27 protein-coding genes, 5 pseudogenes and 1 riboswitch are annotated in these 21,747 nt (G+C 54.3%); of the genes and pseudogenes, 14 read left to right on the forward strand and 18 right to left on the reverse strand.

The window, feature by feature from the left end; all coding sequences use genetic code 11:
• Window positions 1–18 precede the first annotated feature (18 nt).
• A pseudogene (gene flgB / locus HBO05_RS11785) lies at window positions 19–431 on the reverse strand (flagellar basal body rod protein FlgB).
• A 383-nt stretch (window positions 432–814) separates the two neighbouring features.
• On the opposite strand from flgB, the gene HBO05_RS11790 reads away from it, so the two are divergent.
• From HBO05_RS11790 to HBO05_RS11815, 6 genes are all read left to right on the forward strand, one after another.
• Window positions 815–1,021 carry a co-regulatory protein PtrA N-terminal domain-containing protein gene (locus HBO05_RS11790; protein WP_046056971.1) on the forward strand — a complete coding sequence of 69 codons (207 nt, stop codon included), beginning with the start codon at window positions 815–817 and terminating at the stop codon, window positions 1,019–1,021.
• A gap of 218 nt (window positions 1,022–1,239) precedes the next feature.
• Complete coding sequence (locus HBO05_RS11795; RefSeq protein WP_070414634.1) at window positions 1,240–3,273, forward strand: copper resistance system multicopper oxidase; 2,034 nt, start codon at window positions 1,240–1,242, stop codon at window positions 3,271–3,273.
• Between the two features lie 12 nt (window positions 3,274–3,285).
• Window positions 3,286–3,534: a hypothetical protein gene (locus HBO05_RS11800; RefSeq protein ID WP_175441898.1), complete on the forward strand. Its 249-nt coding sequence runs from the start codon at window positions 3,286–3,288 to the stop codon at window positions 3,532–3,534.
• Entirely contained in the window at window positions 3,506–4,477 is a 972-nt protein-coding gene (locus tag HBO05_RS11805; RefSeq protein ID WP_048377470.1) for a copper resistance protein B, read from the forward strand. Before HBO05_RS11800 ends, HBO05_RS11805 begins: the two co-directional genes overlap by 29 nt.
• Before the next feature lie 9 nt (window positions 4,478–4,486).
• A complete protein-coding gene (locus HBO05_RS11810) occupies window positions 4,487–5,302 on the forward strand; it encodes a cytochrome c (RefSeq protein WP_082149907.1) in 816 nt (271 codons plus the stop codon).
• On the forward strand, window positions 5,292–5,759 hold the full coding sequence (locus tag HBO05_RS11815; RefSeq protein WP_048377500.1) for a DUF411 domain-containing protein: 468 nt from the start codon (window positions 5,292–5,294) through the stop codon (window positions 5,757–5,759). Before HBO05_RS11810 ends, HBO05_RS11815 begins: the two co-directional genes overlap by 11 nt.
• A gap of 147 nt (window positions 5,760–5,906) precedes the next feature.
• Here the strand turns inward: HBO05_RS11815 and HBO05_RS11820 are convergent, their stop codons facing one another.
• Genes HBO05_RS11820 through HBO05_RS11835 form a run of 4 tightly spaced genes read right to left on the reverse strand, consistent with a single transcriptional unit; the run spans window position 5,907 to window position 7,769 of the window.
• Window positions 5,907–6,104, reverse strand: coding sequence for a DUF1289 domain-containing protein (locus HBO05_RS11820; protein WP_048377471.1), 198 nt, complete (start codon window positions 6,102–6,104; stop codon window positions 5,907–5,909).
• A gap of 3 nt (window positions 6,105–6,107) precedes the next feature.
• Window positions 6,108–6,479, reverse strand: coding sequence for a hypothetical protein (locus tag HBO05_RS11825; RefSeq protein ID WP_048377472.1), 372 nt, complete (start codon window positions 6,477–6,479; stop codon window positions 6,108–6,110).
• A 43-nt stretch (window positions 6,480–6,522) separates the two neighbouring features.
• Window positions 6,523–7,482: a CDF family Co(II)/Ni(II) efflux transporter DmeF gene (dmeF, locus tag HBO05_RS11830; protein WP_048377473.1), complete on the reverse strand. Its 960-nt coding sequence runs from the start codon at window positions 7,480–7,482 to the stop codon at window positions 6,523–6,525.
• 11 nt (window positions 7,483–7,493) lie between these two features.
• The gene (locus HBO05_RS11835; protein WP_028621219.1) at window positions 7,494–7,769 is read right to left on the reverse strand and encodes a metal/formaldehyde-sensitive transcriptional repressor; all 276 of its coding nucleotides are present in this window, start codon (window positions 7,767–7,769) and stop codon (window positions 7,494–7,496) included.
• Between the two features lie 359 nt (window positions 7,770–8,128).
• On the opposite strand from HBO05_RS11835, the gene HBO05_RS11840 reads away from it, so the two are divergent.
• A complete protein-coding gene (locus HBO05_RS11840) occupies window positions 8,129–9,436 on the forward strand; it encodes an MFS transporter (RefSeq protein ID WP_048377474.1) in 1,308 nt (435 codons plus the stop codon).
• Window positions 9,437–9,793: 357 nt separating this feature from the next.
• On the opposite strand, the gene HBO05_RS11845 is transcribed toward HBO05_RS11840, so the two are convergent.
• Window positions 9,794–10,093, reverse strand: coding sequence for a metal-sensing transcriptional repressor (locus HBO05_RS11845; protein WP_048377475.1), 300 nt, complete (start codon window positions 10,091–10,093; stop codon window positions 9,794–9,796).
• Between the two features lie 514 nt (window positions 10,094–10,607).
• On the opposite strand from HBO05_RS11845, the gene HBO05_RS11850 reads away from it, so the two are divergent.
• Window positions 10,608–11,345, forward strand: a complete 738-nt coding sequence (locus HBO05_RS11850; RefSeq protein ID WP_048377476.1) for a HupE/UreJ family protein — start codon at window positions 10,608–10,610, stop codon at window positions 11,343–11,345.
• Window positions 11,346–11,357: 12 nt separating this feature from the next.
• Window positions 11,358–12,005 carry a hypothetical protein gene (locus HBO05_RS11855; protein ID WP_048377477.1) on the forward strand — a complete coding sequence of 216 codons (648 nt, stop codon included), beginning with the start codon at window positions 11,358–11,360 and terminating at the stop codon, window positions 12,003–12,005.
• Between the two features lie 272 nt (window positions 12,006–12,277).
• Here the strand turns inward: HBO05_RS11855 and HBO05_RS29260 are convergent.
• A pseudogene (locus HBO05_RS29260) lies at window positions 12,278–12,404 on the reverse strand (hypothetical protein); the annotation flags it as partial.
• Between the two features lie 286 nt (window positions 12,405–12,690).
• Here HBO05_RS29260 and HBO05_RS11860 point away from each other — a divergent pair.
• From HBO05_RS11860 to HBO05_RS29265, 5 genes and pseudogenes are all read left to right on the forward strand, one after another.
• On the forward strand, window positions 12,691–13,083 hold the full coding sequence (locus HBO05_RS11860) for a hypothetical protein (RefSeq protein ID WP_048377478.1): 393 nt from the start codon (window positions 12,691–12,693) through the stop codon (window positions 13,081–13,083).
• Between the two features lie 99 nt (window positions 13,084–13,182).
• The gene (locus tag HBO05_RS11865) at window positions 13,183–13,581 is read left to right on the forward strand and encodes a hypothetical protein (protein WP_048377479.1); all 399 of its coding nucleotides are present in this window, start codon (window positions 13,183–13,185) and stop codon (window positions 13,579–13,581) included.
• Between the two features lie 124 nt (window positions 13,582–13,705).
• A complete protein-coding gene (locus HBO05_RS11870; protein ID WP_048377480.1) occupies window positions 13,706–13,957 on the forward strand; it encodes a DUF2933 domain-containing protein in 252 nt (83 codons plus the stop codon).
• 3 nt (window positions 13,958–13,960) lie between these two features.
• Window positions 13,961–14,143, forward strand: a pseudogene (locus HBO05_RS11875) (YHS domain-containing protein); the annotation flags it as partial.
• A gap of 43 nt (window positions 14,144–14,186) precedes the next feature.
• Window positions 14,187–14,300, forward strand: a pseudogene (locus HBO05_RS29265) (LysR family transcriptional regulator); the annotation flags it as partial.
• Here HBO05_RS29265 and HBO05_RS11880 read toward each other — a convergent pair.
• The 11 genes and pseudogenes from HBO05_RS11880 to HBO05_RS29275 all read right to left on the reverse strand — a co-directional run.
• Window positions 14,301–14,495: pseudogene (locus HBO05_RS11880) on the reverse strand (DUF190 domain-containing protein); the annotation flags it as partial.
• A gap of 10 nt (window positions 14,496–14,505) precedes the next feature.
• Window positions 14,506–14,889, reverse strand: coding sequence for a fluoride efflux transporter CrcB (gene crcB / locus HBO05_RS11885; protein WP_048377481.1), 384 nt, complete (start codon window positions 14,887–14,889; stop codon window positions 14,506–14,508).
• Between the two features lie 140 nt (window positions 14,890–15,029).
• A riboswitch (Fluoride riboswitch) is annotated at window positions 15,030–15,091 on the reverse strand.
• A gap of 178 nt (window positions 15,092–15,269) precedes the next feature.
• Window positions 15,270–15,725: a hypothetical protein gene (locus HBO05_RS11890; RefSeq protein WP_048377482.1), complete on the reverse strand. Its 456-nt coding sequence runs from the start codon at window positions 15,723–15,725 to the stop codon at window positions 15,270–15,272.
• Window positions 15,726–15,806: 81 nt separating this feature from the next.
• Window positions 15,807–17,027, reverse strand: coding sequence for an organoarsenical effux MFS transporter ArsJ (gene arsJ, locus HBO05_RS11895; RefSeq protein ID WP_048377483.1), 1,221 nt, complete (start codon window positions 17,025–17,027; stop codon window positions 15,807–15,809).
• A gap of 9 nt (window positions 17,028–17,036) precedes the next feature.
• A complete protein-coding gene (locus tag HBO05_RS11900; protein ID WP_048377484.1) occupies window positions 17,037–18,041 on the reverse strand; it encodes an ArsJ-associated glyceraldehyde-3-phosphate dehydrogenase in 1,005 nt (334 codons plus the stop codon).
• A gap of 23 nt (window positions 18,042–18,064) precedes the next feature.
• Entirely contained in the window at window positions 18,065–18,577 is a 513-nt protein-coding gene (locus tag HBO05_RS11905; RefSeq protein ID WP_048377485.1) for a tyrosine-protein phosphatase, read from the reverse strand.
• Between the two features lie 12 nt (window positions 18,578–18,589).
• On the reverse strand, window positions 18,590–19,306 hold the full coding sequence (gene arsH, locus HBO05_RS11910) for an arsenical resistance protein ArsH (RefSeq protein WP_048377486.1): 717 nt from the start codon (window positions 19,304–19,306) through the stop codon (window positions 18,590–18,592).
• Window positions 19,299–20,372: an ACR3 family arsenite efflux transporter gene (arsB, locus tag HBO05_RS11915; protein WP_048377487.1), complete on the reverse strand. Its 1,074-nt coding sequence runs from the start codon at window positions 20,370–20,372 to the stop codon at window positions 19,299–19,301. The genes arsH and arsB overlap by 8 nt, the downstream gene beginning before the upstream one ends.
• Before the next feature lie 17 nt (window positions 20,373–20,389).
• Window positions 20,390–20,860: an arsenate reductase ArsC gene (locus HBO05_RS11920; protein WP_048377488.1), complete on the reverse strand. Its 471-nt coding sequence runs from the start codon at window positions 20,858–20,860 to the stop codon at window positions 20,390–20,392.
• Between the two features lie 27 nt (window positions 20,861–20,887).
• Entirely contained in the window at window positions 20,888–21,259 is a 372-nt protein-coding gene (locus HBO05_RS29270; RefSeq protein WP_048377489.1) for a metalloregulator ArsR/SmtB family transcription factor, read from the reverse strand.
• A gap of 9 nt (window positions 21,260–21,268) precedes the next feature.
• Window positions 21,269–21,682 carry an arsenate reductase ArsC gene (locus tag HBO05_RS29275; protein ID WP_046056646.1) on the reverse strand — a complete coding sequence of 138 codons (414 nt, stop codon included), beginning with the start codon at window positions 21,680–21,682 and terminating at the stop codon, window positions 21,269–21,271.
• Between the last annotated feature and the right edge of the window lie 65 nt (window positions 21,683–21,747).

A 21,747-nucleotide genomic window follows, 5' to 3' on the forward strand; every position in this document is an offset into this window, starting at 1 on the left:
TCGCAAGCCCCTGCGCTGCTAATCACCTCGCAGAGCTTTGAGCAAACCTTTGAATGCTCCATTCAACCGAGTAAAAGCGGCGTCGAAACGTATTCCATTTTCTGCGTACTTTGCGACCTCGATCTGCTGATCGACAGTATTTTGATCAATGGCAGGTTGAGCCGGTGTGCTGTAAAGCAAATCACCTCCATAAATATCACTTGCTGATTCTTTTCCGGCAATGTGTTTTTCATTTGTTGCTTTCAAAGAAAACGGAGTAGCAGGTGTTTTTTTGTCTGGCTTGCAAGCACAGTAGAAAAATCTAAATCTCGGGCCTTGAAGTTCGGCGTATCAGCGTTTGTGATATTGTCACTCAGGATCTCAGCTCTTTGACTACGATAAATTAACGCCCTTTCTGCGGAGCCAAGCGCTTTCTCAAAATTAATACTCACACTCAATCACCCTCAGCAGCGCTACTATTCCCCATGAACATCGAACACTTAAGTGTTGACACGGTGCATCCAGGTTCACATATGCAGTTCCAGTGAAGAAACTAAAAAAGTCTTCACCTTGAAAATTAACGGAAACTTACAAAGTTACGCACCTCAAACTGATACTCAGTAAATAGCGGTGTGACGCTGGAAGATCGAAAACTTACGGATTAAATAGCGTGTTCCTCAAGAGAAATATCGCAACCTGACACAACTGTAATATTCACCTAAGGCTCCTGACAGGGGATGAGTCTTATAGTCCTATTGAGCCTTAAGCTCTCCCCTAAGAATCATCACTTGATGTGGATCCGGGGGATTACCAATACTCATCAGAGGAAATTCAAATGAACCCCATCAAAACTTTGTTCGTCATCGCAGCCCTGACCGTCTCTTCTTTGGCAATGGCTGAAGGCGGTGGTGACCGGGCGTTCGCACGTATGGAAGCGGCTAGGAATAATTCAATGGAATCGTATCAAGTAGCCCAAAAGCAAAGCACCCAACCTCCCATCGCAGAAAGCCAAGCCAAAGCGATGGACCACAAGAATTGCTGAATAGCTTGCTGCGTTCCCAAGCTGACAGAAATGTAATCACTGTGGTGGTTCAAATGTGGCAATTTCTAAGCTCGCTTGCCGTAAGAACTCGTTTTTAGTGACGGCGAGCGAGCTCATTCGGGCTCATTACACCCCCCCGAAAGAGTGCCTTCACCTGTTTGAGCAACTCATTGGTTGTTTCGCACGGCTTCCCTTTTGACTGATCGGACATAAACGGCATGCATTCCAAAACCTCTAGGCGGACATTCGTTAAAGGCCTGGCCGCTGGTGGCATTCTCGGCGGCCTTGGTCTGTGGCGCACTCCTGTATGGGCAGTGACCAGTCCTGGTCTGCCGAGCGTTCTCACCGGTAACGAATTTGATCTGTTTATTGGTGAAACCCCTGTAAACATAACTGGCTCGCCGCGTACAGCCATGACCATCAATGGTTCGTTGCCCGGACCTTTGCTGCGCTGGCGCGAAGGCGAGACGGTCACACTGCGTGTGAAAAATCGCCTAGACCAAGACACCTCCATTCATTGGCACGGGATCATTCTGCCCGCCAACATGGACGGTGTGCCGGGTTTGAGTTTCCATGGCATCGCGCCCGATGGCATGTACGAGTACAAATTCAAGGTGCATCAGAACGGTACGTACTGGTACCACAGCCACTCTGGTTTGCAGGAGCAGGCAGGCGTTTACGGTCCAATCGTCATCGACTCGAAAGAGCCTGAGCCTTTTCAATACAACCGCGACTATGTGGTGATGTTGACTGACTGGACCGATGAAGATCCTAGTCGCGTCATGGCCAAGCTCAAGAAGCAATCGGACTACTACAACCACCACAAACGTACCGTGGGTGACTTTATCGACGACGTCAGCAAGCAAGGTTGGTCTGCTGCCGTGGCCGATCGGAAGATGTGGGCTGAAATGAAAATGAACCCCACTGATCTCGCAGACGTCAGTGGGGATACTTACACCTATCTCATGAATGGCCAGGCCCCTAACGGTAACTGGACCGGTATTTTCAAACCGGGTGAAAAGCTGCGCCTGCGCTTTATCAACGGCTCAGCTATGAGCTATTTCGACGTCCGCATCCCCGGTTTGAAAATGACCGTGGTGGCGGCTGACGGCCAACATGTCAAACCAGTCAGCGTCGATGAGTTTCGCATCGCCGTGGCAGAAACGTATGACGTGATCGTAGAACCTGCCAGCGAAGAGGCTTACACAATCTTCGCCCAGTCCATGGATAGAACCGGTTTTGCACGTGGAACCTTGGCAGTTCGCGAAGGATTAAAGGCACAGATACCGGCGATCGATCCTCGGCCGCTTTTGACCATGGATGACATGGGTATGGGCGGTATGGCGGGCATGGACCATGGCAGCATGGCTGGTATGGGCGGCGGCGATATGAAACAAGGTGACATGTCAGGCATGGCTGGCATGGACCACAGCAAGATGGCGGGAATGGACCAAAGTGACATGACCGGGATGACCGGCATGGACAGCGGTGACATGACTAACATGGCCGGCATGGACCACAGCAAGATGTCGGGCAAGGACAAAGGCGACATGTCCAACATGGCCGGTATGGACCACAGCAAGATGGCGGGAATGGACAAAGGCGACATGTCCAACATGGCCGGCATGGACCACAGCAAGATGGCGGGAATGGACAAAGGCGACATGTCCAACATGGCCGGCATGGACCACAGCAAGATGGCAGGAATGGGCGGTATGGGGGGCGAAATGCAGACTCACCCAGCGTCCGAAACCAACAACCCCTTGGTTGATATGCAAGCCATGAACCCAACGCCCAAGCTAAACGATCCAGGCATCGGCTTGCGGAACAATGGTCGTCGAGTACTCACCTACTCAGACCTGAAAAGCACGTTCCAAGACCCTGACGGTCGCGAACCCAATCGCACCATTGAGCTTCATCTGACCGGTCACATGGAGAAATTTTCGTGGTCCTTCAACGGCATCAAATTTTCTGACGCCGAGCCGCTTCGTCTGAAGTATGGGGAGCGTCTTCGCATCACCCTGGTGAACGACACCATGATGACCCATCCCATCCACCTTCACGGCATGTGGAGCGACCTTGAGGATGAGAACGGCAAGTTCATGGTGCGCAAGCACACAATCGACATGCCACCAGGTACCAAGCGCAGCTATCGAGTTACCGCTGATGCCTTAGGTCGCTGGGCTTATCACTGCCACCTGCTTTTCCATATGGAAATGGGCATGTTCCGAGAAGTACGGGTTGATGAGTAAAGGAGACGATCTGTGAGCACATACCTAAATCGTAAATCGCTGGTCGGTTGCCTCTTTGCCGTCGGCTTGATGGGTGAACTCTCGTCCGTGGCGCTGGCAGTCGAAGATAGTAGTGATCATTCACCTGCTACTCCTGCAAAAACAACGAACAAGCCTGCAACTACGACAAACGAGTCAAAGCCCGATCACGGGTCAATGGACCACAGCAAGATGAGCCATGAGTCGATGGATCATGACCAAAAAACCAAAAAGGCAGATTGAGATCATGACCAGTAAGTTTCTACGCCCAACGTTGATGGCACTGGCAGTCTCTACCAGTCCTGCTTTCTTTGTCGTGGCTCACGCCGCTGAAGAGATGGATCACTCCAAGATGGACCACGGCTCAATGGGAGCTATGGACCATAGCAAGATGGGGGCTATGGATCACAGCAAGATGAGTATGGGTGACGGGCAAATGGACGGAATGGAAAGTATGGATGGAGGGGCTACCACCAGCCGAACTCCAATCCCTGTACTGACCGACACTGACCGTGCTGCCGCCTTTCCAGATGTGGCTGGTCATGGGGTTCACGACAAGAAGGTCAACTCCTTCATGCTGCTGGATAAGTTTGAGTATCAGGATGCTGACAACGGTAGTGCATTGGCCTGGGATGCAAAAGGATGGATCGGCGGTGACGTTGACCGACTGTGGTTGCGCTCGGAAGGCGAACGTACCAATGGCGTAACGGAAAACGCTGAACTCTCAGCACTTTGGGGGCACTCCATCGGTCCATGGTGGGATGTCGTCACCGGCGTACGACAAGACTTCAAGCCCGGTTCACCACAGACTTGGGGAGCGCTCGGTATTCAGGGCATGGCCCTCTATAACTTTGAAGCCGAAGCGACTGCCTACATCGGTGAGAACGGTCAAACCGCTGCTCGATTGGAAGGCGACTACGACATTCTGCTGACCAATCGCCTGATCTTGCAGCCGACGGCCGAAGCCAATTTTTACGGAAAAAATGATCCTCAGCGCGGCATTGGGTCTGGATTGGCAAACACCGAAGTAGGGCTCCGATTGCGCTATGAGATTGTTCGCCAATTTGCCCCTTACATTGGGGTTAGCTGGAGCCGCTCATACGGCAATACGGCAGACCTGGCCAGCGATGAAGGAGAGGATGCGAACGAGGCGCGATTTGTCGCCGGTATTCGGATGTGGTTTTGAGGGCCTGACATGAAAAGAACATTGAAAACATTGACTGCTGCCGGGGTGGTCGCCGCAATAGTAGGTGCCGGCGTGGTGTATTTTGGTGTGATCAATGTTGGGGCGGATGATCCGCATTTCGGCCCCGTTCACTCACTTCTTTCCACTGCTCGGGATCGCTCGATTGCTGTGCGCTCACGCGATATTAAAGTCCCCGACCTGAGCGAAGAAGCTCTCATCCGCGCAGGTGCTGGCAACTACAACGCTATGTGCATCGGTTGCCATCTGGCTCCGGGTATTGCAGGAACCGAGTTAAGTAATAGCCTTTACCCTGCACCTCCGAATCTTTCAAAACTGGGCGTTGATGGAAACCCTGCCGCAGCTTTCTGGATCATCAAGCATGGAATCAAATCCACAGGCATGCCCGCTTGGGGTAAAAGCATGGCCGATCCCTACATCTGGGGAATGGTCGCTTTTCTCCAGCAGTTGCCTTCATTGGATGCAGAGCAATACAACGCTCTAGCAACCAGCAGCGATGGTCATCAACACGGTGGCGGCGAGAGCAAAATGCATAACCATGAAGGCCAGCATGAGGGCCAAAAAGGGGCTGCCGCTGGGCATCATGATGCGGGTGCAGCCGAAGAGATAGCCGAAGCAGGCGACCATCATGGCGAGAGAAACAGCGCCCATGCCCATGAGGCGGCCTCAGCGCCTTCTCAGGATGAAAGTACCGAACACGCCCATCCTCAGGTTGTGGAGGCTTCACATGACGCTCCTGCAACTCCGGCCGTTCAGCCAAAAACTCATACCCACGCTGATGGGAAGGAGCATACCCATGCGAAATAACTTTCTTCGTCCCGGTCGAGCACTTCGCCTCGCTGCATACGCGGCTCTGTTTATCAGTTCAGCTGGTCATGCAGCAGAGTCGCTGACGATCGACGTCCATCGTGACGCTAACTGTGGATGCTGCAAGAAGTGGATCCAGCACCTTGAAGCTAACGGCTTCACCGTCGTTGATCATGTAGAAACCAACATGAGCGCGGTCAAGCAGGATCTCGGTGTTGCTCCACGACTCTCGTCCTGCCACACAGCAATGATCAATGGAAAGTTTGTTGAAGGTCACGTGCCCGCCGAGCAAATCATTGCGATGAGCAAACGTGACGACCTTCTTGGGATCGCCGTTCCTGGCATGCCAGTTGGATCTCCAGGCATGGAAGTCAACGGAAAACGTGATGCTTATCAGATAATCGGCCTGACCAAAGCCGGCGCGGATCAGGTCCTTGCTGAATACCCCGGCAATTAATCTGGCCCTGTCCATCTAACACTGCATGGCTACCGTCCACCATGGCCATGCAGCGAGAAATGCTTTTTCCATTACGTGTTCAAGCAGTAGAAGAAGTCGTAAGGGGGCCGAGGACAGCAACAAGGGAGGACGCAGTACAACTGTGGCCTAAACTGCGGCGTTCAATTGTGTTTTTTTTTGCAAGCTTTTCAGGCGCTGGGTCGCACGTTGTACAGCGGCCATCTTTTCTGGACGCTTCATCCGCTTCCATTTTCTGATGTCTTCCTTGGTGCGACCGCAGCTCAAACATAGTTCGCTGTTCAGCTGGCAAACGGAAATACATGGGTTTTCGATGTCCTTGGCCATGGTTTAACTCCGCGTGGATCGTGTACGTGTTAAACGCTGCCGCCAGTCACCGGCATTCGACCGCTGACATTGCTCTTCAGTATCGAAATGCACGTTGGCCGACACCTGACTGACGTGAACATTCGCTTCACTTAATGCCAGGGTCGTCAATTCGAGCATCCGCTTGTCTTGCCCATTGGCAAGCACCACATCCCTGTTGGCATCGGTGTCGAAGACCCAAACAACCATCAGACTGGAGGGAAATCGCGCGTAACCCACATCGTGAGTCAACCAAGAGAAGCCTACTATCTCCGCTTTGGCCGTCTCGCAGGTCTTGGTCAGGGCAGCAATCAGACGACGTTCGATTTGCGCCTGATCCCGTTTGCTCACAAGCATATCTCGATCCTTATTTTCATTTCAGTCGACTATGCGTTCATTTCTATGCCGGAACGGAGACTTGTACCGGTGAGTCAGCTCCCAGCTTCGTGCGGTATTCAACAGTCAGATGCGTGACTTCATGAACCGTAGCAAGCCGTTCTCGTATGTCTTCGGCATTCACTGCGGGGCTGCCCAGAACACTCACAATCGCGGCTCGGGCCTGAGGCCCTACCTGCCAGACATGAAGATCAATGATCGAAGCATCTCCAGGCGTTTCAACCAGTTCACGAATTTCTTGGGCGACATGATCATCTGTCTGGTCGAGCAATACACCCGCAGTCACCCGCATCAACGACCAAGCCCAGCGTGCAATGACAATTGCACCCAAAATCCCCATTGCAGGGTCGAGCCATACCCAACCAAGGTATCGGCCAGCAAGCAGAGCAGCGATGGCCAGAACCGAGGTCAGGGCATCTGCAATGACGTGAACGTAAGCAGAGCGCAAATTATTGTCGTGACCATGTGCATGGTGAGATTGATCGTGGCCATGCCCATGGTGATGATCATGTCCGCCAGAAAGCAAAAGCGCGCTCACGACATTCACTGCTAATCCGACAACTGCGATAAGAGTCGCTGTCCCGAATTGCACTTGAGTCGGTTGAAAGAGACGGAATAGCGATTCTCCAGCAATTCCCAAGGAGACCAGTCCCAAAATCAGAGCAGAGGCGAAGCCACCCAAGTCTCCCACCTTGCCAGTTCCAAAACTGTAGCGAGCACTTGAGGCATGTCTTTTTGCGTAACCGTAAGCAGCTGCGGCTATGCCAAGTGCTCCAGCGTGCGTTGCCATGTGAAAACCATCGGCAAGCAACGCCATGGAGCCAGTGAGATAACCTGCGGTGATTTCAGCAACCATCATTACGACGGTCAGAGCCACCACCCACAACGTTCGCTTAGCGTTTTCTTCATGTGATTTCCCCAGGAACATATGGTCGTGGGAATAGTCGGCGTACGAATTACTCATCTGGGCAAATCCTATTTGGAATAGCGGCGAATGGCTTCGAGCAGCTCATCGACGCCTTTCGCTCTTTCTTCGTTGCTGAGTGTCGGATTCGCGACATGTTCACGAGCGTGGTCTTCAATGATTTCATCCATCAGCCCATTGATCGCGCCACGGGTCGAAGCGACCAATAGCAAGGTTTTCGAGCAGTCATCATCAGAGTCGAGTGCTCGCTCAATCGCCTGGATTTGCCCAGCGATTCGCTTTACACGCTTAAGAAGATTGTCTTTGCTCGATCTCACATGACCCATACCATACCCCCCCTACCTATAATGAAAGTATGATCACACGTTCCAACAAGCCATACAAGCCAGGGAGGGAATACATCCGACCGGCAGCGTCGCAGCATTTGAATGCTGCAATCGAAACATTGAGCCCGTCGCCTCGCCGTGCAGAACCAATACAAGCCGGCGGGCGGGCCCGCACTTCAGTAATTCGATAGATGGCGTAGCACCTATTTCTTGAGCTGCCATGGACTATGATTTAGGATCGAACCATATCCCCCCTGGGGGGATATTCGCACTGAACAGAGACGAAACCAGCTGATTGCGTCTCTTCGTGAAAAGTTAGGTAACCGCCTGGTCACGCACGTCGCCACCTGAGATCTTCCATGCTGAAAATCCTAGCCAGCCGAACCTACCGTCATCTCTTTCTCGCCCAAGTAATCGCGCTCGTAGGGACTGGACTCGCCACTGTCGCGCTGGGCCTGCTGGCGTTCGACCTTGCGGGCGCCCAAGCAGGTGCTGTCCTCGGTACAGCGCTGGCGATCAAAATGACGGCCTACATTGCCGTTGCACCAATCGCAGCGGCTTTTGCTGAACGTCTACCCCGTCGAGCGATGCTGGTCTCGCTGGATCTGGTGCGAGCACTGGTCGCGCTCGCTCTGCCGTTTGTGACGGAAGTCTGGCAGATCTACGTGCTGATTTTTGTTCTCCAGTCAGCCTCGGCGGCGTTCACACCGACATTTCAGGCAACCATTCCAGACATCCTGCCGGATGAAGACGACTATACCCGCGCCTTGTCGCTATCACGTCTCGCCTATGATCTTGAAAGTGTCGCCAGCCCTATGCTCGCCGCCGCGTTGCTGACCGTTATCAGCTTCCATAACCTGTTCGCCGGCACTGTCATCGGTTTCCTCGCTTCAGCGGCCCTGGTCGCCACAGTACTGCTGCCAAAGGCGAAGCCGACGCCACGACGCAGCATCTACGAACGAACTACCCGTGGCATGCGCATATTCCTGGCCACCCCTCGCCTACGGGGGCTGCTGGCTCTTAATCTGACAGTAGCTGCTGCCAGTGCCATGGTCATCGTCAATACGGTGGTGCTGGTGCAGTCGCGCTTCGCTCTGCCTCAGAGTTCTACGGCATTGGCGCTGGCCGCGTTTGGTGGTGGCTCCATGATCGCGGCCCTGGCCTTGCCACGCCTGTTGGAAAACATCAAAGACCGAACGGCCATGCTGTTTGGTGGAGGAATACTGGTTGCAGGTTTGGCCGTTGGCATCAACCTGAGCACCTACAACTTCCTGCTGCCGCTGTGGATGGTACTGGGCGTGGGCTATTCCTTGGCTCAGACCCCAAGCGGTCGGCTGTTGCGTCGCTCAGCACATGCCGAAGATCGCCCGGCGCTGTTTGCCGCCCAATTTGCGCTATCCCATGCCTGCTGGTTGATTACCTACCCATTGGCGGGATGGCTGGGTGCCAATATCAGCCTCACGGCCTCGTTTGTTGGGCTCGTTGTCGTGGCTGGTAGCGCATTGGCGGTCAGTATAGTGATCTGGCGTCCAGCTCATGACCAAGAGTCGATCAAACACACCCATGAGAACCTGCCGGATGATCACATTCACCTCGACGGCCAAGATGGTGCAGATCACGAACACCCCTATGTGATCGACGATCAGCATCGCCGCTGGCCAAGTTGAGGGGTCTTTAGTTTCAAAGATTTGCCAAACCTCAGACCAGAAACCGTAAAGCTTGCAGAGCGACAAGATGGCCCGAATAGAATCTTTAGCCCCACTGCCGCACAGGCCAAAACGTGTAGGTGAACGTCTGACACAGAGGCCAGAGTCTGATCAGCGGCGCAACGAACGCAGCGCTTAAGACCAGAGATGAATAGACTTCCAAACCCAATGCCCTGGTTACGATGCCGCTACGAGTGCTGCCCAGCAGACATAAAACCGCTGGTAGCAACCAAAGAACACCAGACCTCTTGATCGCTAACAAGACAGGCATGTGCCCTGCCCTGTTGCAGCAGTTCAGCGAAGCTGGGCATTTCAGACCTAGAGATACTTGGTGATTTGCTTGAAGGCTTCCAGTGGTGCGCGCTCGCCATTGTTCAACGCCGAGACGGTGTCCTCCAGGCAATGATCAATGTGATCCTGGATGAGCGTGCGTTTGGCTTGGCACACCGCCTTTTCCACTGCATGCAGCTGCTGAGCAATATCGACGCACTGACGACCTTCTTCAATCATGGTGATGATGCCGCGTAAATGGCCATCCGCCCGCTTGAGGCGCTTGATGATCGCCTCGTGACTTTGGTGGGTGTGGGGATGGCTATGTTCGTGTTCTTGTTCACTCATGACTTGAGCCTCAGGCCTCAATGAATTACGCTGGCATCCTATCCCCCCTAGGGGGATATGGTCAAACGTATTGCGGCCACAACAAACGAGTTAGAACCCCGGACACTATGCTCAACAGATCCCTGACAACGACAGTGGTATTCGCACTTGTTCTCGCCATGTTTGTGGCCTGGGCTGGGCATACCTATACGTTGTCGGTAACGACGAAACCGCCTGCCTGGGAGATCGCACAAGACGCCTATCACTCCCATGAAGAGCAAGCCGAGATGTCGTGTGCGAGCTGCTCGGATCACTATCACTCCCCGTTGACCCCTGACCATCAGCACGAAACGCCACAGCTCACTTCCGCGTTGAGTTTGGCCGCGCAACCGAAGCTCTCTATGCAAGTCGATGCACCACGCTATTCCGTTCCCCGCCCGCCGATTTTCTTGATCGAGCGGCCGCCCCGTCCTTCGTTCGCATCCTGACCATGGCCGCACTGCGGCCTTTGATTCCTGCAACGTAGGATTGATCTATGTATTCGCACTCGATGAGCGGCGTTGACGCATTTACTGCGCCTTCGCGTCGCCTGCTACCGCTGCTGTTTTTATTTGTCGCATCACTTTTCCTTGCAATGCCCGAGGCGATGGCTCATGCCGTCGCCGAAGGTGACAAGGGATTCATCCAGGAAAGCTCCGGCGTCATGTTGCTGCCCTTCATCTACATGGGCGCCAAGCACATGATGACGGGCTACGACCACTTGCTGTTTCTGTTCGGGGTGATCTTCTTCCTCTACCGCCTGAAAGATGTTGGGCTCTACGTCACGCTATTCGCCATAGGCCACTCGGTCACGCTGCTGCTGGGTGTACTGACTGAGATCAGCATCAGTTCTTACATCATCGACGCCATCATCGGTTTTTCGGTGGTGTACAAGGCGCTCGATAATCTGGGCGCATTCCAGCGCTGGTTCGGTTTCCAACCCAACACCAAGGTGGCCACGCTGATCTTCGGTCTGCTCCATGGTTTCGGTTTGGCCACCAAGATCCAGGAGTACGAAATCTCGCCTGACGGCCTGATTCCGAACCTGGTCGCCTTCAACGTTGGTGTCGAGATCGGCCAATTGCTGGCCCTCAGCGCGATTCTCATTCTGATGGGGTATTGGCGGCGCACCGGCAGTTTCTGGCGCCACGCCTATACCGTCAACGTCGCCATGATGAGTGCCGGTTTCCTCCTGATGGGTTACCAGATCACCGGCCTATTTGTCTCCGCGTAAGGAATTCTGACCATGTTCAATACTCCGCTTCCAACTGTTAATGAATTGCCCAGCACTCGCAAACTGGTGCGCTCGACTGTCATTGCACTGCTGACTGCGATCGGCCTGCTGGTAACCGTGGTCATGCCTTCGGAATATGCCGTTGATCCTACAGGCGTGGGCCGCGCACTGGGTCTGACCCAAATGGGCGAGTTGAAGATCATCCTCGCGCAAGAGGCGCTGGCAGATGCAGCGCCGCCGCAAGCAATAGCTCCAGCTCCAGCTCCAGCTCCGCAGATTGCGCAAATACAACCTGCTGCGTTACCTGCGACCCAACCAGCGGCGGCAACTGCCCCAGCTTTGAAGACCAATCAAATGACCGTCACGCTCAAGCCAGGTGAAGGGACAGAAATCAAACTGGAAGTGCTGAAGAACAAGACTGTTAGCTATGAATGGACAGCGGTTGGTGGGCCTGTGAACTACGACACGCATGGCGAGCCCTACAACGGAGAAAAGGGTTACTTCCACAGCTACAACAAGGGCAAGCAGGTCAAAAGTGATAAAGGTGAATTCACCGCCATTTTTGACGGCACCCACGGCTGGTTTTGGCGTAATCGCAGCAACAACGATGTGACCATCTCACTGAAAACGACCGGCGATTACTTGAGCGTCAAACAGTAACTCGAAGCGGCGATGGCTGTTTTACTGCCGAAAATGCAGCGCTCAGCCTTACCACAGCCCATTTATTTCATCCATTTTTGAAGAGTCTTCCCATGCCCCCCCCCAACAACGCTGATTCGTTCGATGGTCCTGATCTGCTTCCTTGGTCTGATGACGGCATGCGGTGGTGGAGAGAAAGGCGCAACCTCCGAAAGCGCTGAGCACGGCCATTCACACGAGTAACACCCTAAAAAACAAGGCCGCAAATGCGGCCTTCGTTTCTACATTTATTCTTAACTCAACAACACCCTCCTCACCCGGTACTCTTCAACCTCTACAACCGTCATGCTCCACTCCTGCCACTTGAGCTTATCCCCAACTCATGACCAACCCCGCGAGCGTCTGATAGTCATCAGTTGAGGTCAGCTCAGATTATTTGATTCAAAAAGCAGCTTCAGTCACTGCGACCGCTTGCACTCAACTCACCATTAATAAAAAGGGCAATGAAGAGGCGGTGCCCCACAAGCTGCTAGTAAAGAACGGCAAAGAGGGGTAAACCTTTGAAAGGTCGACGTAGACCTTACAATTTGACCACACCACAAGAGCCGACACCCGGCTGCATAAATTGATGTGGATCAACCGTGGCACTTCGATGTGCTGTAATGTTGAAAAATCAAAACCCGCTAATCAGTACCGGAGATTCTCCATGTTCTGGTTTCGCCATCGTCAACCAACGTTCATACGCCTCGCCATCGTGCTGTGGGTGTTAGCGTTTGGTCTGGCAGCGACCCAGGGATGTCTGGTACAGCCCAGCCACAATCCGGCAACTCATGTCTCGCTGAACACCGCGCAAGATCACGATAGCCACGACACCCATGCCCTCGGTTGCCTTCAGCACTGCGCCGATGCGGCGATAGCTGTAAGTCCTTCGCTCCATCTTCAAATATTTAACCTGTCCAGTTGGACGTTTCTGTTCCTGATCCCGGCGTTGCTGATTTCGTATCCCGCCAACCCCTCCGCTTTTGCCTTTCTTGCATTACGGCGCCCTGTACCGGCCAGACCGCCTGCCCGCTTGATTTTCGTCCGTTCCAACGATTAATCCGACCTTCTGCGCGCCGATCTTCGGCGCACTGTCTGACTGCGCCAACCCGGTGCGGCTTGGTATTACCTGAGTTGTCCTCACCCTTTGGAGATTGCCATGCATGCCTCATTGAAATTTATCCTCGCCACCCTGCTCGTGAGCAGCCCACTCATGGCCTCGGCAGTCGATGAGCATCACCCGGAGCAGGCGCCGACCACGCCCGCCCAGACAAGCGAAGCAGCTACACCGATGCAAAACAATGTCATGACCGAGCAAATGCAAAAAATGCAGGCTGCACATGACAAGGCAGCCGCCGCCAAGACCCCTGCCGAGCGACACGCCGCCATGCAGGAGAGCATGAAGACGATGAAGGACAGCATGGCCATGATGCATAAGAACTGTCATGGCATGGGCATGGCCGGCAACAAAGACGGCATGGAGATGGGAATGATGAACATGATGATGAAAATGATGGATCAGCAATCGAGCATGATGAAGATGCCGATGAGCAAGTGACGCGTACAAGCCTGTAGGCAATGCAACGGCGGTTTTACCTTTGCCAATATGCCAAGGGTAAAACTGCCGCCCGTTGACCTATACGACGCATCACTAACAGCACTTCCCTCAGGAGTACAGAACCATGATGAATTCACCACATTCCGCTAACACCTCCCCAACATTTTGGAGGAGCAAACCCGGCATAGCACTCGGCATGCTGCTGGTGATCGTGCTGTTCTATCTGGCAAGAGAACACTACGGCCATATGCTGGGCTTACTGCCTTACATGATTTTGCTGTTGTGCCCGCTGATGCATTTTTTCGGGCACCACCACGGTGGTCACCGTCATCACGGCGAAACCTCAGCCTCAACCAAGGATGCGAACAGGAGTTAGCTCATGCCCACCCCTGAGCTTCGTTCAGAGCACGACCCATTACAGAAGTCTGAACCCCAACTCACCGGCTCCCATGATCCGGTATGTGGCATGACCGTCAGTAACGACAGCCAGTTCAGCACGGAATATGAGGGGCAAAACTACCGGTTCTGCAGCCAGAAATGCCAAACGACCATCAGGGCAGCGCCCAAGCGTTATCGAATATCTCAACTGAAAATCGAACAAGTCCAAATTCACCACGATGCTCGCGCTGGTTTCCGCCGGACTCGGCGTCGGGTTACTACCCGCCCATGCCGGGCGGGCGCTGCCCGCCAATGTCATTTTCAAACCCTTGGAACTGGGGAGTTGGTTGATCCGCCAGCTCAAAAAAGTGCGCGGAATGCAGCCTACCGGTGTGTCCAAAACCCTCGATACCCGTAGACAGGGTCGCACCACGCAGGCCCATTTCTTTGGCCAAATCAACAATCCATTCGCCGAGCATCTTCCCTTGATAGCGACGATTCTGTTGAGTAAAGAAAACCACTAGAAAACCTTTCATGTTCATCTCCTCAGCGCGTGCCAATCATTTGATAGGACAAAAGCCCGGCAGCGGTCATTACCAACGAGCCTACGACGTGTAATGAAATTGAGCCGAACGCCCAGAGCAGTCTGCCCTCCTGAATCAGGGCAACTGTTTCGGCTGAAAACGTGGAGATAGTAGTAAGCCCCCCACAGAACCCCGTGATGATCAGCAGGCGCCACTCAGGGCTTAGGGAGGGGGATGCGGCCAAGAATGCGAGGGCCAAGCCAATGATGTAGCCCCCGACCATGTTTGCCACCACAGTCCCAGGGGGAATTGTCGGGAACAACGCGTTTAGCTTTATACCTAGGAGCCAACGTAACCAGGCACCAAGCGATGCGCCGATAGCGATAACTAGTAGTGATTTCATCATGGTTGCATGTCTCCTCTGGGCTGATTTAGCCGAGGAGGTGCTGATAACCGCACAGTACGAGAGGGGGCTGATATGAGATTTGAAGTCACGATCCTGTCCTAAATTGGAGGACAGGGACACACCTACGCACCCTGTCCAGGGTTCACGTAGGCATCATCAGCACGAAGGCGATTAAAGGAGGAATGCCATCTCCTGTTTTTATCCTATAGCAGCGGCGCTAAGACTTTCAAGCCACCAAATGTTGATAGGCACGTACTTTTCAAGACTAGCAGTTGTGACCAGGCGGTTATCGACTGAACAGGTTTCGCATCCACAACGCCGACCAGAATACCCCACGCCCCTCGCATTGCCGTTCAAGAAATGGATCGTTTTCCAATTGATCATTGAGTCGAGGCATCAATACAACCCGCTTTGGTGTATACACCCGACTGCTCCGGGACACCTTTGTTGACACTCGACAATGAGGCGTACAACTCGACCTGTGCCTGACAATTTCCTTTTCGGTTCAGGGTTATGCTGTGAGGCACTGGGCTTACCGAACAAGAGCCCTCTTGCTTGAGTACAAGGTACGCATGTTTTTCAATTGGGCTTAGCAGGCTCTGGGTGGAGAAGGAACACCCACTCAGAATCAGCTTTTCCCCTGAAATCTTGAAGGCAAGGGGCGCCTGATTCTGAGATTCGGAGGTGGTCCATTCACCTTCAGCCCAAGTCCCAACAACCGTTTTATCCATTTCAAACGATTGCTTAGGGGATGACTCTTTTTGATCGCAGCCACTGCCTAGCAACACTGCGAGCAAAACGGGTGAAACAGTTAAGACACTTGTGAACCGGTTCATGACTTGCCTCCAACACTTGCCTGCCTTACCTCAAATGCCTGGCTGCTGGTAGCGATTGGCTGCAAGCCTTTCAGAGCGGCTTCACATCGCCTCGGCATGCCTCGGTAACCCGATAGAAATCAGTGCTGCGAGCAGCACAAAGGCGCTCGATATCCACAAGCACGCGCCTAACCCATACACCTGATAAACCCAGCCGGAGAGTACCGTGCCGATCAACCGTCCCATGGCGTTGGACATGTAATAAAAACCCACATCCAGCGACACGCCATCTTCCTTGGCGTAGGACACGATCAGGTAGCTGTGCAACGACGAGTTCACCGCAAACAGAGCGCCAAAAACCATCAGTCCGCCGAGCAACACCACCTGTTGCGACAGCCCGGTGTTCAGAGCGAGAGCAATGGCCGCGGGCAGGCCCGCCAGTGCAAGTGCCCACAAAAACGCCGCACGACCATCCGGTACGTGCCCCCGTTTCTTTCCAGTGATGTTGGGCGCGAAGGACTGCACGATGCCGTAGCCAATCACCCAGACCGCCAGAAATCCACCGACCTTCCAGAAGTCCCAGCCGAAGACACTGCTCAGGTACACCGGCAAGGCCACTACAAACCAGACATCGCGGGCGCCGAACAGGAACATCCGCGCCGCTGAGAGGATATTGATCGCCCGGCTTTTGGACAGAATGTCGCGAAACTTTGGCTTGGCTTTGGCTTTGCCCAAGTCCTTCTTCAACAGAATCAAGCTGCTGATCCAGATCAGCGCCAAGACACCCGCCATGGCCAGCAAGGCGCCTTTGAAGCCGATGAGTGCCAGCAAGGCTCCGCCGAGAAAGAAGCCGACACCCTTGAGTGCGTTCTTCGAGCCGGTGAGGATCGCCACCCACTGGTAGAGCTTGCCCTGCTGCCCATCAGGGACCAGAAGCTTGATGGAGCTTTTGGCACTCATCTTGTTAAGGTCTTTGGCAATCCCCGACAGCGCCTGAGCGCCCATCACCCATGGGATGGTCAGCCAGGCTACCGGAACCGTCAGCATCAGCAGCGCCGCGACCTGGATGCCCAGCCCGATGTTCATGGTTCGGTTCAGCCCCAACCGAGCGCCTAGGTAGCCACCCACCAGGTTGGTGATCACGCCAAAGAGTTCGTAGAACAGAAACAACGCCGCGATTTGTAGTGGGCTGTAGCCCAACGCGTGAAAATGCAGCACCACCAACATGCGCAAGGCGCCGTCGGTGAGGGTGAATGCCCAGTAGTTGCCCGTCACGAGCAGGTACTGCCGCACTTCCGGAGCGAGGGCTGACAACGCTTTCATGACCGCTCCTTAGACTGCCAGACCAACCATTTTGGCCAGTTCGACGGTACGGTTGGCATAGCCCCACTCGTTGTCGTACCAGGCGTAAAGTTTGACCTGGGTGCCATTGATAACCATGGTCGACAGCGCATCGATGATCGATGAGCGCGGGTCAGTACGGTAGTCGATGGACACCAACGGACGCGTCTCGAAACCGAGGATGTCTTTCAGCTCGTTCTCGGCAGCGTGCTTGAGGAGTTGATTCACTTCTTCGACGGTCGTGGCGCGCTCGACCTCGAAGACACAGTCAGTCAGCGAAGCGTTGGCTAGCGGCACGCGTACGGCGTGACCATTCAGTCGTCCACGCAGCTCCGGGAAAATTTCGGCGATGGCGGTGGCCGAGCCGGTGCTGGTCGGAATCAAACTCATCCCCGAAGCACGCGCACGACGCAGATCCTTGTGCGGCTGATCGAGAATGCTTTGGGTGTTGGTCAGGTCGTGGATGGTGGTGATCGAACCGTGGCGAATGCCCAGCTTTTCGTGGATCACTTTCACCACTGGCGCCAGACAGTTTGTGGTGCAAGAAGCAGCGGTGACGATTCGATGTTCAGCCGGCTTGAACAGCTGATGGTTGACGCCCATGACGACGTTCAATGCCCCTTTTTCCTTCACCGGAGCGCAGACCACCACACGCTTCACGCCTTGGTCGAGGTAAGCCTGCAACACCGCCACGGTTTTCATCTTGCCGCTGGCCTCGATCACCAGATCGCAGCCCGACCAGTCGGTGTCCGCAATCGCTTTGTTCGCGGTGACCTTGATGCGCTTGCCGCCAATGACCACCTGATCGCCTTCAGCGCTGGCTTCGTTGTGCCAACGACCATGCACCGAGTCGAAATTGATCAGGTGCGCATGGGTTACTGCATCGCCTGCCGGATCGTTGATCTGCACGAACTCAAACTCCGGCCAGTTCCAGGCGGCTCGCAGAGCGAGGCGACCGATCCGGCCAAAACCATTGATGCCAACTTTGATAGTCATGTTGTTGTGCTCTGTATCTGTTGTCAGTGAGAGTTCGACTGAGTGTCGAACTGGCCGATGTATTCAATGTGGGCTGGATGCTGGATGGCCCGCGGACGCAACGACTGAACATCGCGGATGGCATCGCTGAATGGCACACCGCTTTCGATCAACAGTTGAGCCGCGATCAAACCGGTACGGCCCGAGCCGCCCTTGCAATGGATGGCAATGGTTTTCCCTTCGGTCAGCAACTGCTGGAGTCGCGGATGATGCTGTTCCCATGCGGCTTTGAATGCTTCGCCAGGCGCTTGATCGTCTTCTACTGGCAGGTGAAACCACTCGATGCCTAGCATTTGGCATTCTTCCGGCAGCAGGTCGATCTCGTTTTGAAGCAACTCTTCGGTCGGCATCAGCGTCAGCAAGGCCGAGGCCCCCGCTTCCTTGAGGGTTTGCAGCGCCTCGAAAGGCTTGGTGCCCTTCGTGCCTGGACACGGGGTGAAGATCAATTGACCATTGAACTGTGCCAGCGACAGTACGGAATATGGGTGTTGTTGCACGGCTAAAAATCCTCAGATGGAGCGCTGATTGACACGTTTCATAAGTTCTTCCGCCGACTCTTTGCGCTCGGAATAACGATCCACCAGATAGTCCTGGCGGTCGCGAAGCAGCAGCGTGAATTTCACCAACTCTTCCATCACATCAACGACACGGTCGTAGAACGGAGAAGGTTTCATCCGGCCGTTATCGTCGAACTCCATATAGGCCTTCGGCACGGAGGACTGGTTGGGGATGGTGAACATGCGCATCCAACGTCCCAGCACTCGCAGCTGATTGACCACGTTGAACGACTGCGAGCCACCGCATACCTGCATGACCGCGAGGGTTTTTCCCTGGGTCGGGCGTACCGCGCCCATCGCCAGTGGCACCCAATCAATCTGCGCTTTGAACACTGCGCTCATGGAACCGTGACGCTCTGGAGAGCACCAGACCTGCCCCTCGGACCACAGCATCAGCTCGCGCAGCACCTTCACACGTAGATGATCGTCGGGTGCGTCATCTGGCAGCGGCAAACCTGACGGATTGAAAATCCGCGCCTCGGCGCCGAAATGCTCCAGCAGTCGAGCCGCTTCCTCTACCAAAAGGCGACTGAAGGAGCGCTCACGGGTCGATCCGTACAGCAGCAAAATGCGCGGCTTGTGGATGGAGGTCTTTTCGATACCGAGTTTGTCTGTCGATGGGAGATCAACCAGTTCGGTATCGAGTTGGGGGATAGGGTCATCAAACATAGTCTTTGTCCTGCGCAATGGCGCTCTTGGATTCATCGAACCAGCGGCGTTTCAACCAAAGGGCCACACCGACCAGAGAAATAAGTACCGGTACTTCCACCAGCGGACCAATCACCGTGGCAAAAGCGACCGGAGAAGCCAGGCCGAAGGTGGCAATGGCCACGGCAATTGCCAGTTCGAAGTTGTTGCTCGCGGCTGTGAAAGCCAATGCGGTGGTGCGCGGGTAGTCAGCCTTGAGCAGCTTGCCCATCCAGAAGCTAATGAAAAACATCACCACGAAGTAGATCGTCAGAGGGATCGCGATGCGCAATACATCCAACGGCAATTGCAGCACCACATCCCCCTTGAGGCTGAACATGGCCACGATGGTCAACAGCAGCGCCACCAGCGTCAGCGGGCTGATCTTGGGAATGAAGCGTTCCTGGAACCAAGCCTCGCCTTTACGGGCGATGAGAATCTTGCGGGTAAGAAATCCCGCCAGGAACGGCACACCCAGATAGATCAGAACCGACTCGGCAATGGTGACAAAGCTGGTCTCGATCACACTGCCTTCCAGCCCGAACAGCGGCGGCAATAGCCCCAGAAAGATCCAGGCATACACGCTGAAAAACAGGATCTGGAAGATGCTGTTGAACGCCACCAATCCGGCGACGTACTGATTGTTGCCACCTGCGATCTGATTCCAGACCAGCACCATCGCGATGCAACGAGCCAAGCCGATCAGGATCAGGCCGGTCATGTATTCCGGCTGGTCCCGCAAGAAGATGATCGCCAGCGCGAACATCAACACCGGGCCGATGACCCAGTTCTGGACCAAGGACAAAACGAGGATGCGCTTGTCCTTGAAGACTTCCGGCAGCTCCTCATAACGAACCTTGGCCAGAGGCGGATACATCATCACGATCAAGCCAATAGCGATGGGTATGTTGGTTGTGCCCACGGAAAGACTGTTGAGCCACTGCGGCCTGCCTTCGAACAGGCTCCCCAAACCGATGCCCAAGGCCATGGCGAGAAAAATCCACAGGGTCAGGTATCGGTCCAGGAAGGAAAGGCGGCTTTTACTCATGATCATTGCTCCTGTGGTTACAGCGTGCTAATCAGGGCCAGCTCTGCCTTGAGCTGTTCGGCATTCAGTTGGGAATGCGGTAAAGCCAGGAAGGCTTCAATACGGGTTCTGATCTGCTCCAACGTGGCTTCAAAAGCCGCCTCGATCTCTGCTTGAGTTCCGTGGTATTCCGAAGGGTCAGCCAGCCCCCAGTGGGCCTTGGTGGCCGGTCCGAAAAATACCGGGCAGGCCTCACCGGCAGCCTTGTCGCACACCGTGATGACAAAATCGGGAGCCAGGTTCACATGGACATCGCTGGACTTACTGAACAATCCGTCTGTCGAAATAACTGCTTTCTCCAACGTTTTTAGACTCAGCGGATGCACTCCCCCTTTGGGCTGACTGCCAGCGCTGTAGGCTTTCATGCCTTCCGGTGCCAAGTGATTGAAAACCGCCTCACAAAGGATGCTGCGACAGCTATTGGCAGTGCAGAGGAACAGGATTTTCATCGAGCGATCTCGTAGTCGAAGGCGGAATCAGGCGATTTTGCTTTCACAGCACACGGCTGCCCGTTCAGGACGGTCACCCATTTCATCAAGGCGTTTGGCATCAGGGCTCAACCAGTGCTTGTTGCTTTCCAGCACGGTGGTCAGCACTTGATGAACCCAATCAGGGAGATTCGGGTGCAGTCGGTAATACACCCATTGGCCTTGCCGACGGTCCGACAACAGGCCGCAAGTACGCAGTTGCGCTAGGTGCCTGGAGATTTTCGGCTGACTCTCGTTCAACGCGCAGGTCAGCTCGCAAACACAAAACTCTCCTTCACGGGTGATGAGCATCATCGTGCGGACCCGAGTGTCGTCAGCAAGGCATTTGAAAACAGTGGTCGGTGTCAGATGGTCAGCCATATCGTTTTCTCAGTGTTTGTTTTTGACCAAGACGAACATCTTGATGCGCTCATGAATTTCGTGAAGGGTGTGACGGAAGGCATCGGGTTTGGTGCTGGTGACCGGGTCTTCAAAACTCCAGGCCAATGCCTCACCCGCTCCAGGTAAAGACAGGCATTCCGCTGCGGCTTTATCACACAAGGTGATGACGTAATCGAAACGCTCACCACGGAATTCGTCTATCGACTTGCTACGTAATCCTTCGGTGCTCACACCGATGTGTGAAAGCGCCTCGAAGGTGCGCGGATCTACCTGAGTTGGAGTTGTGCCGGCGCTGAACGCCTCGAAATGCTCCGAATCGGTATGCCTCAGCAACGCTTGGGCCAACTGGGAGCGTGCAGCGTTGGCAGTACAGACGAACAGGACACGGGCTTTGCTGGTCATTGTGAAGCCTCAGCTCATATGCGGTTTAACGAATATATGTTTTTCCGCATGCAAGATAAAGAGTC

The organism is Pseudomonas sp. WS 5079, from assembly GCF_012985465.1.
GTDB lineage: Bacteria > Pseudomonadota > Gammaproteobacteria > Pseudomonadales > Pseudomonadaceae > Aquipseudomonas.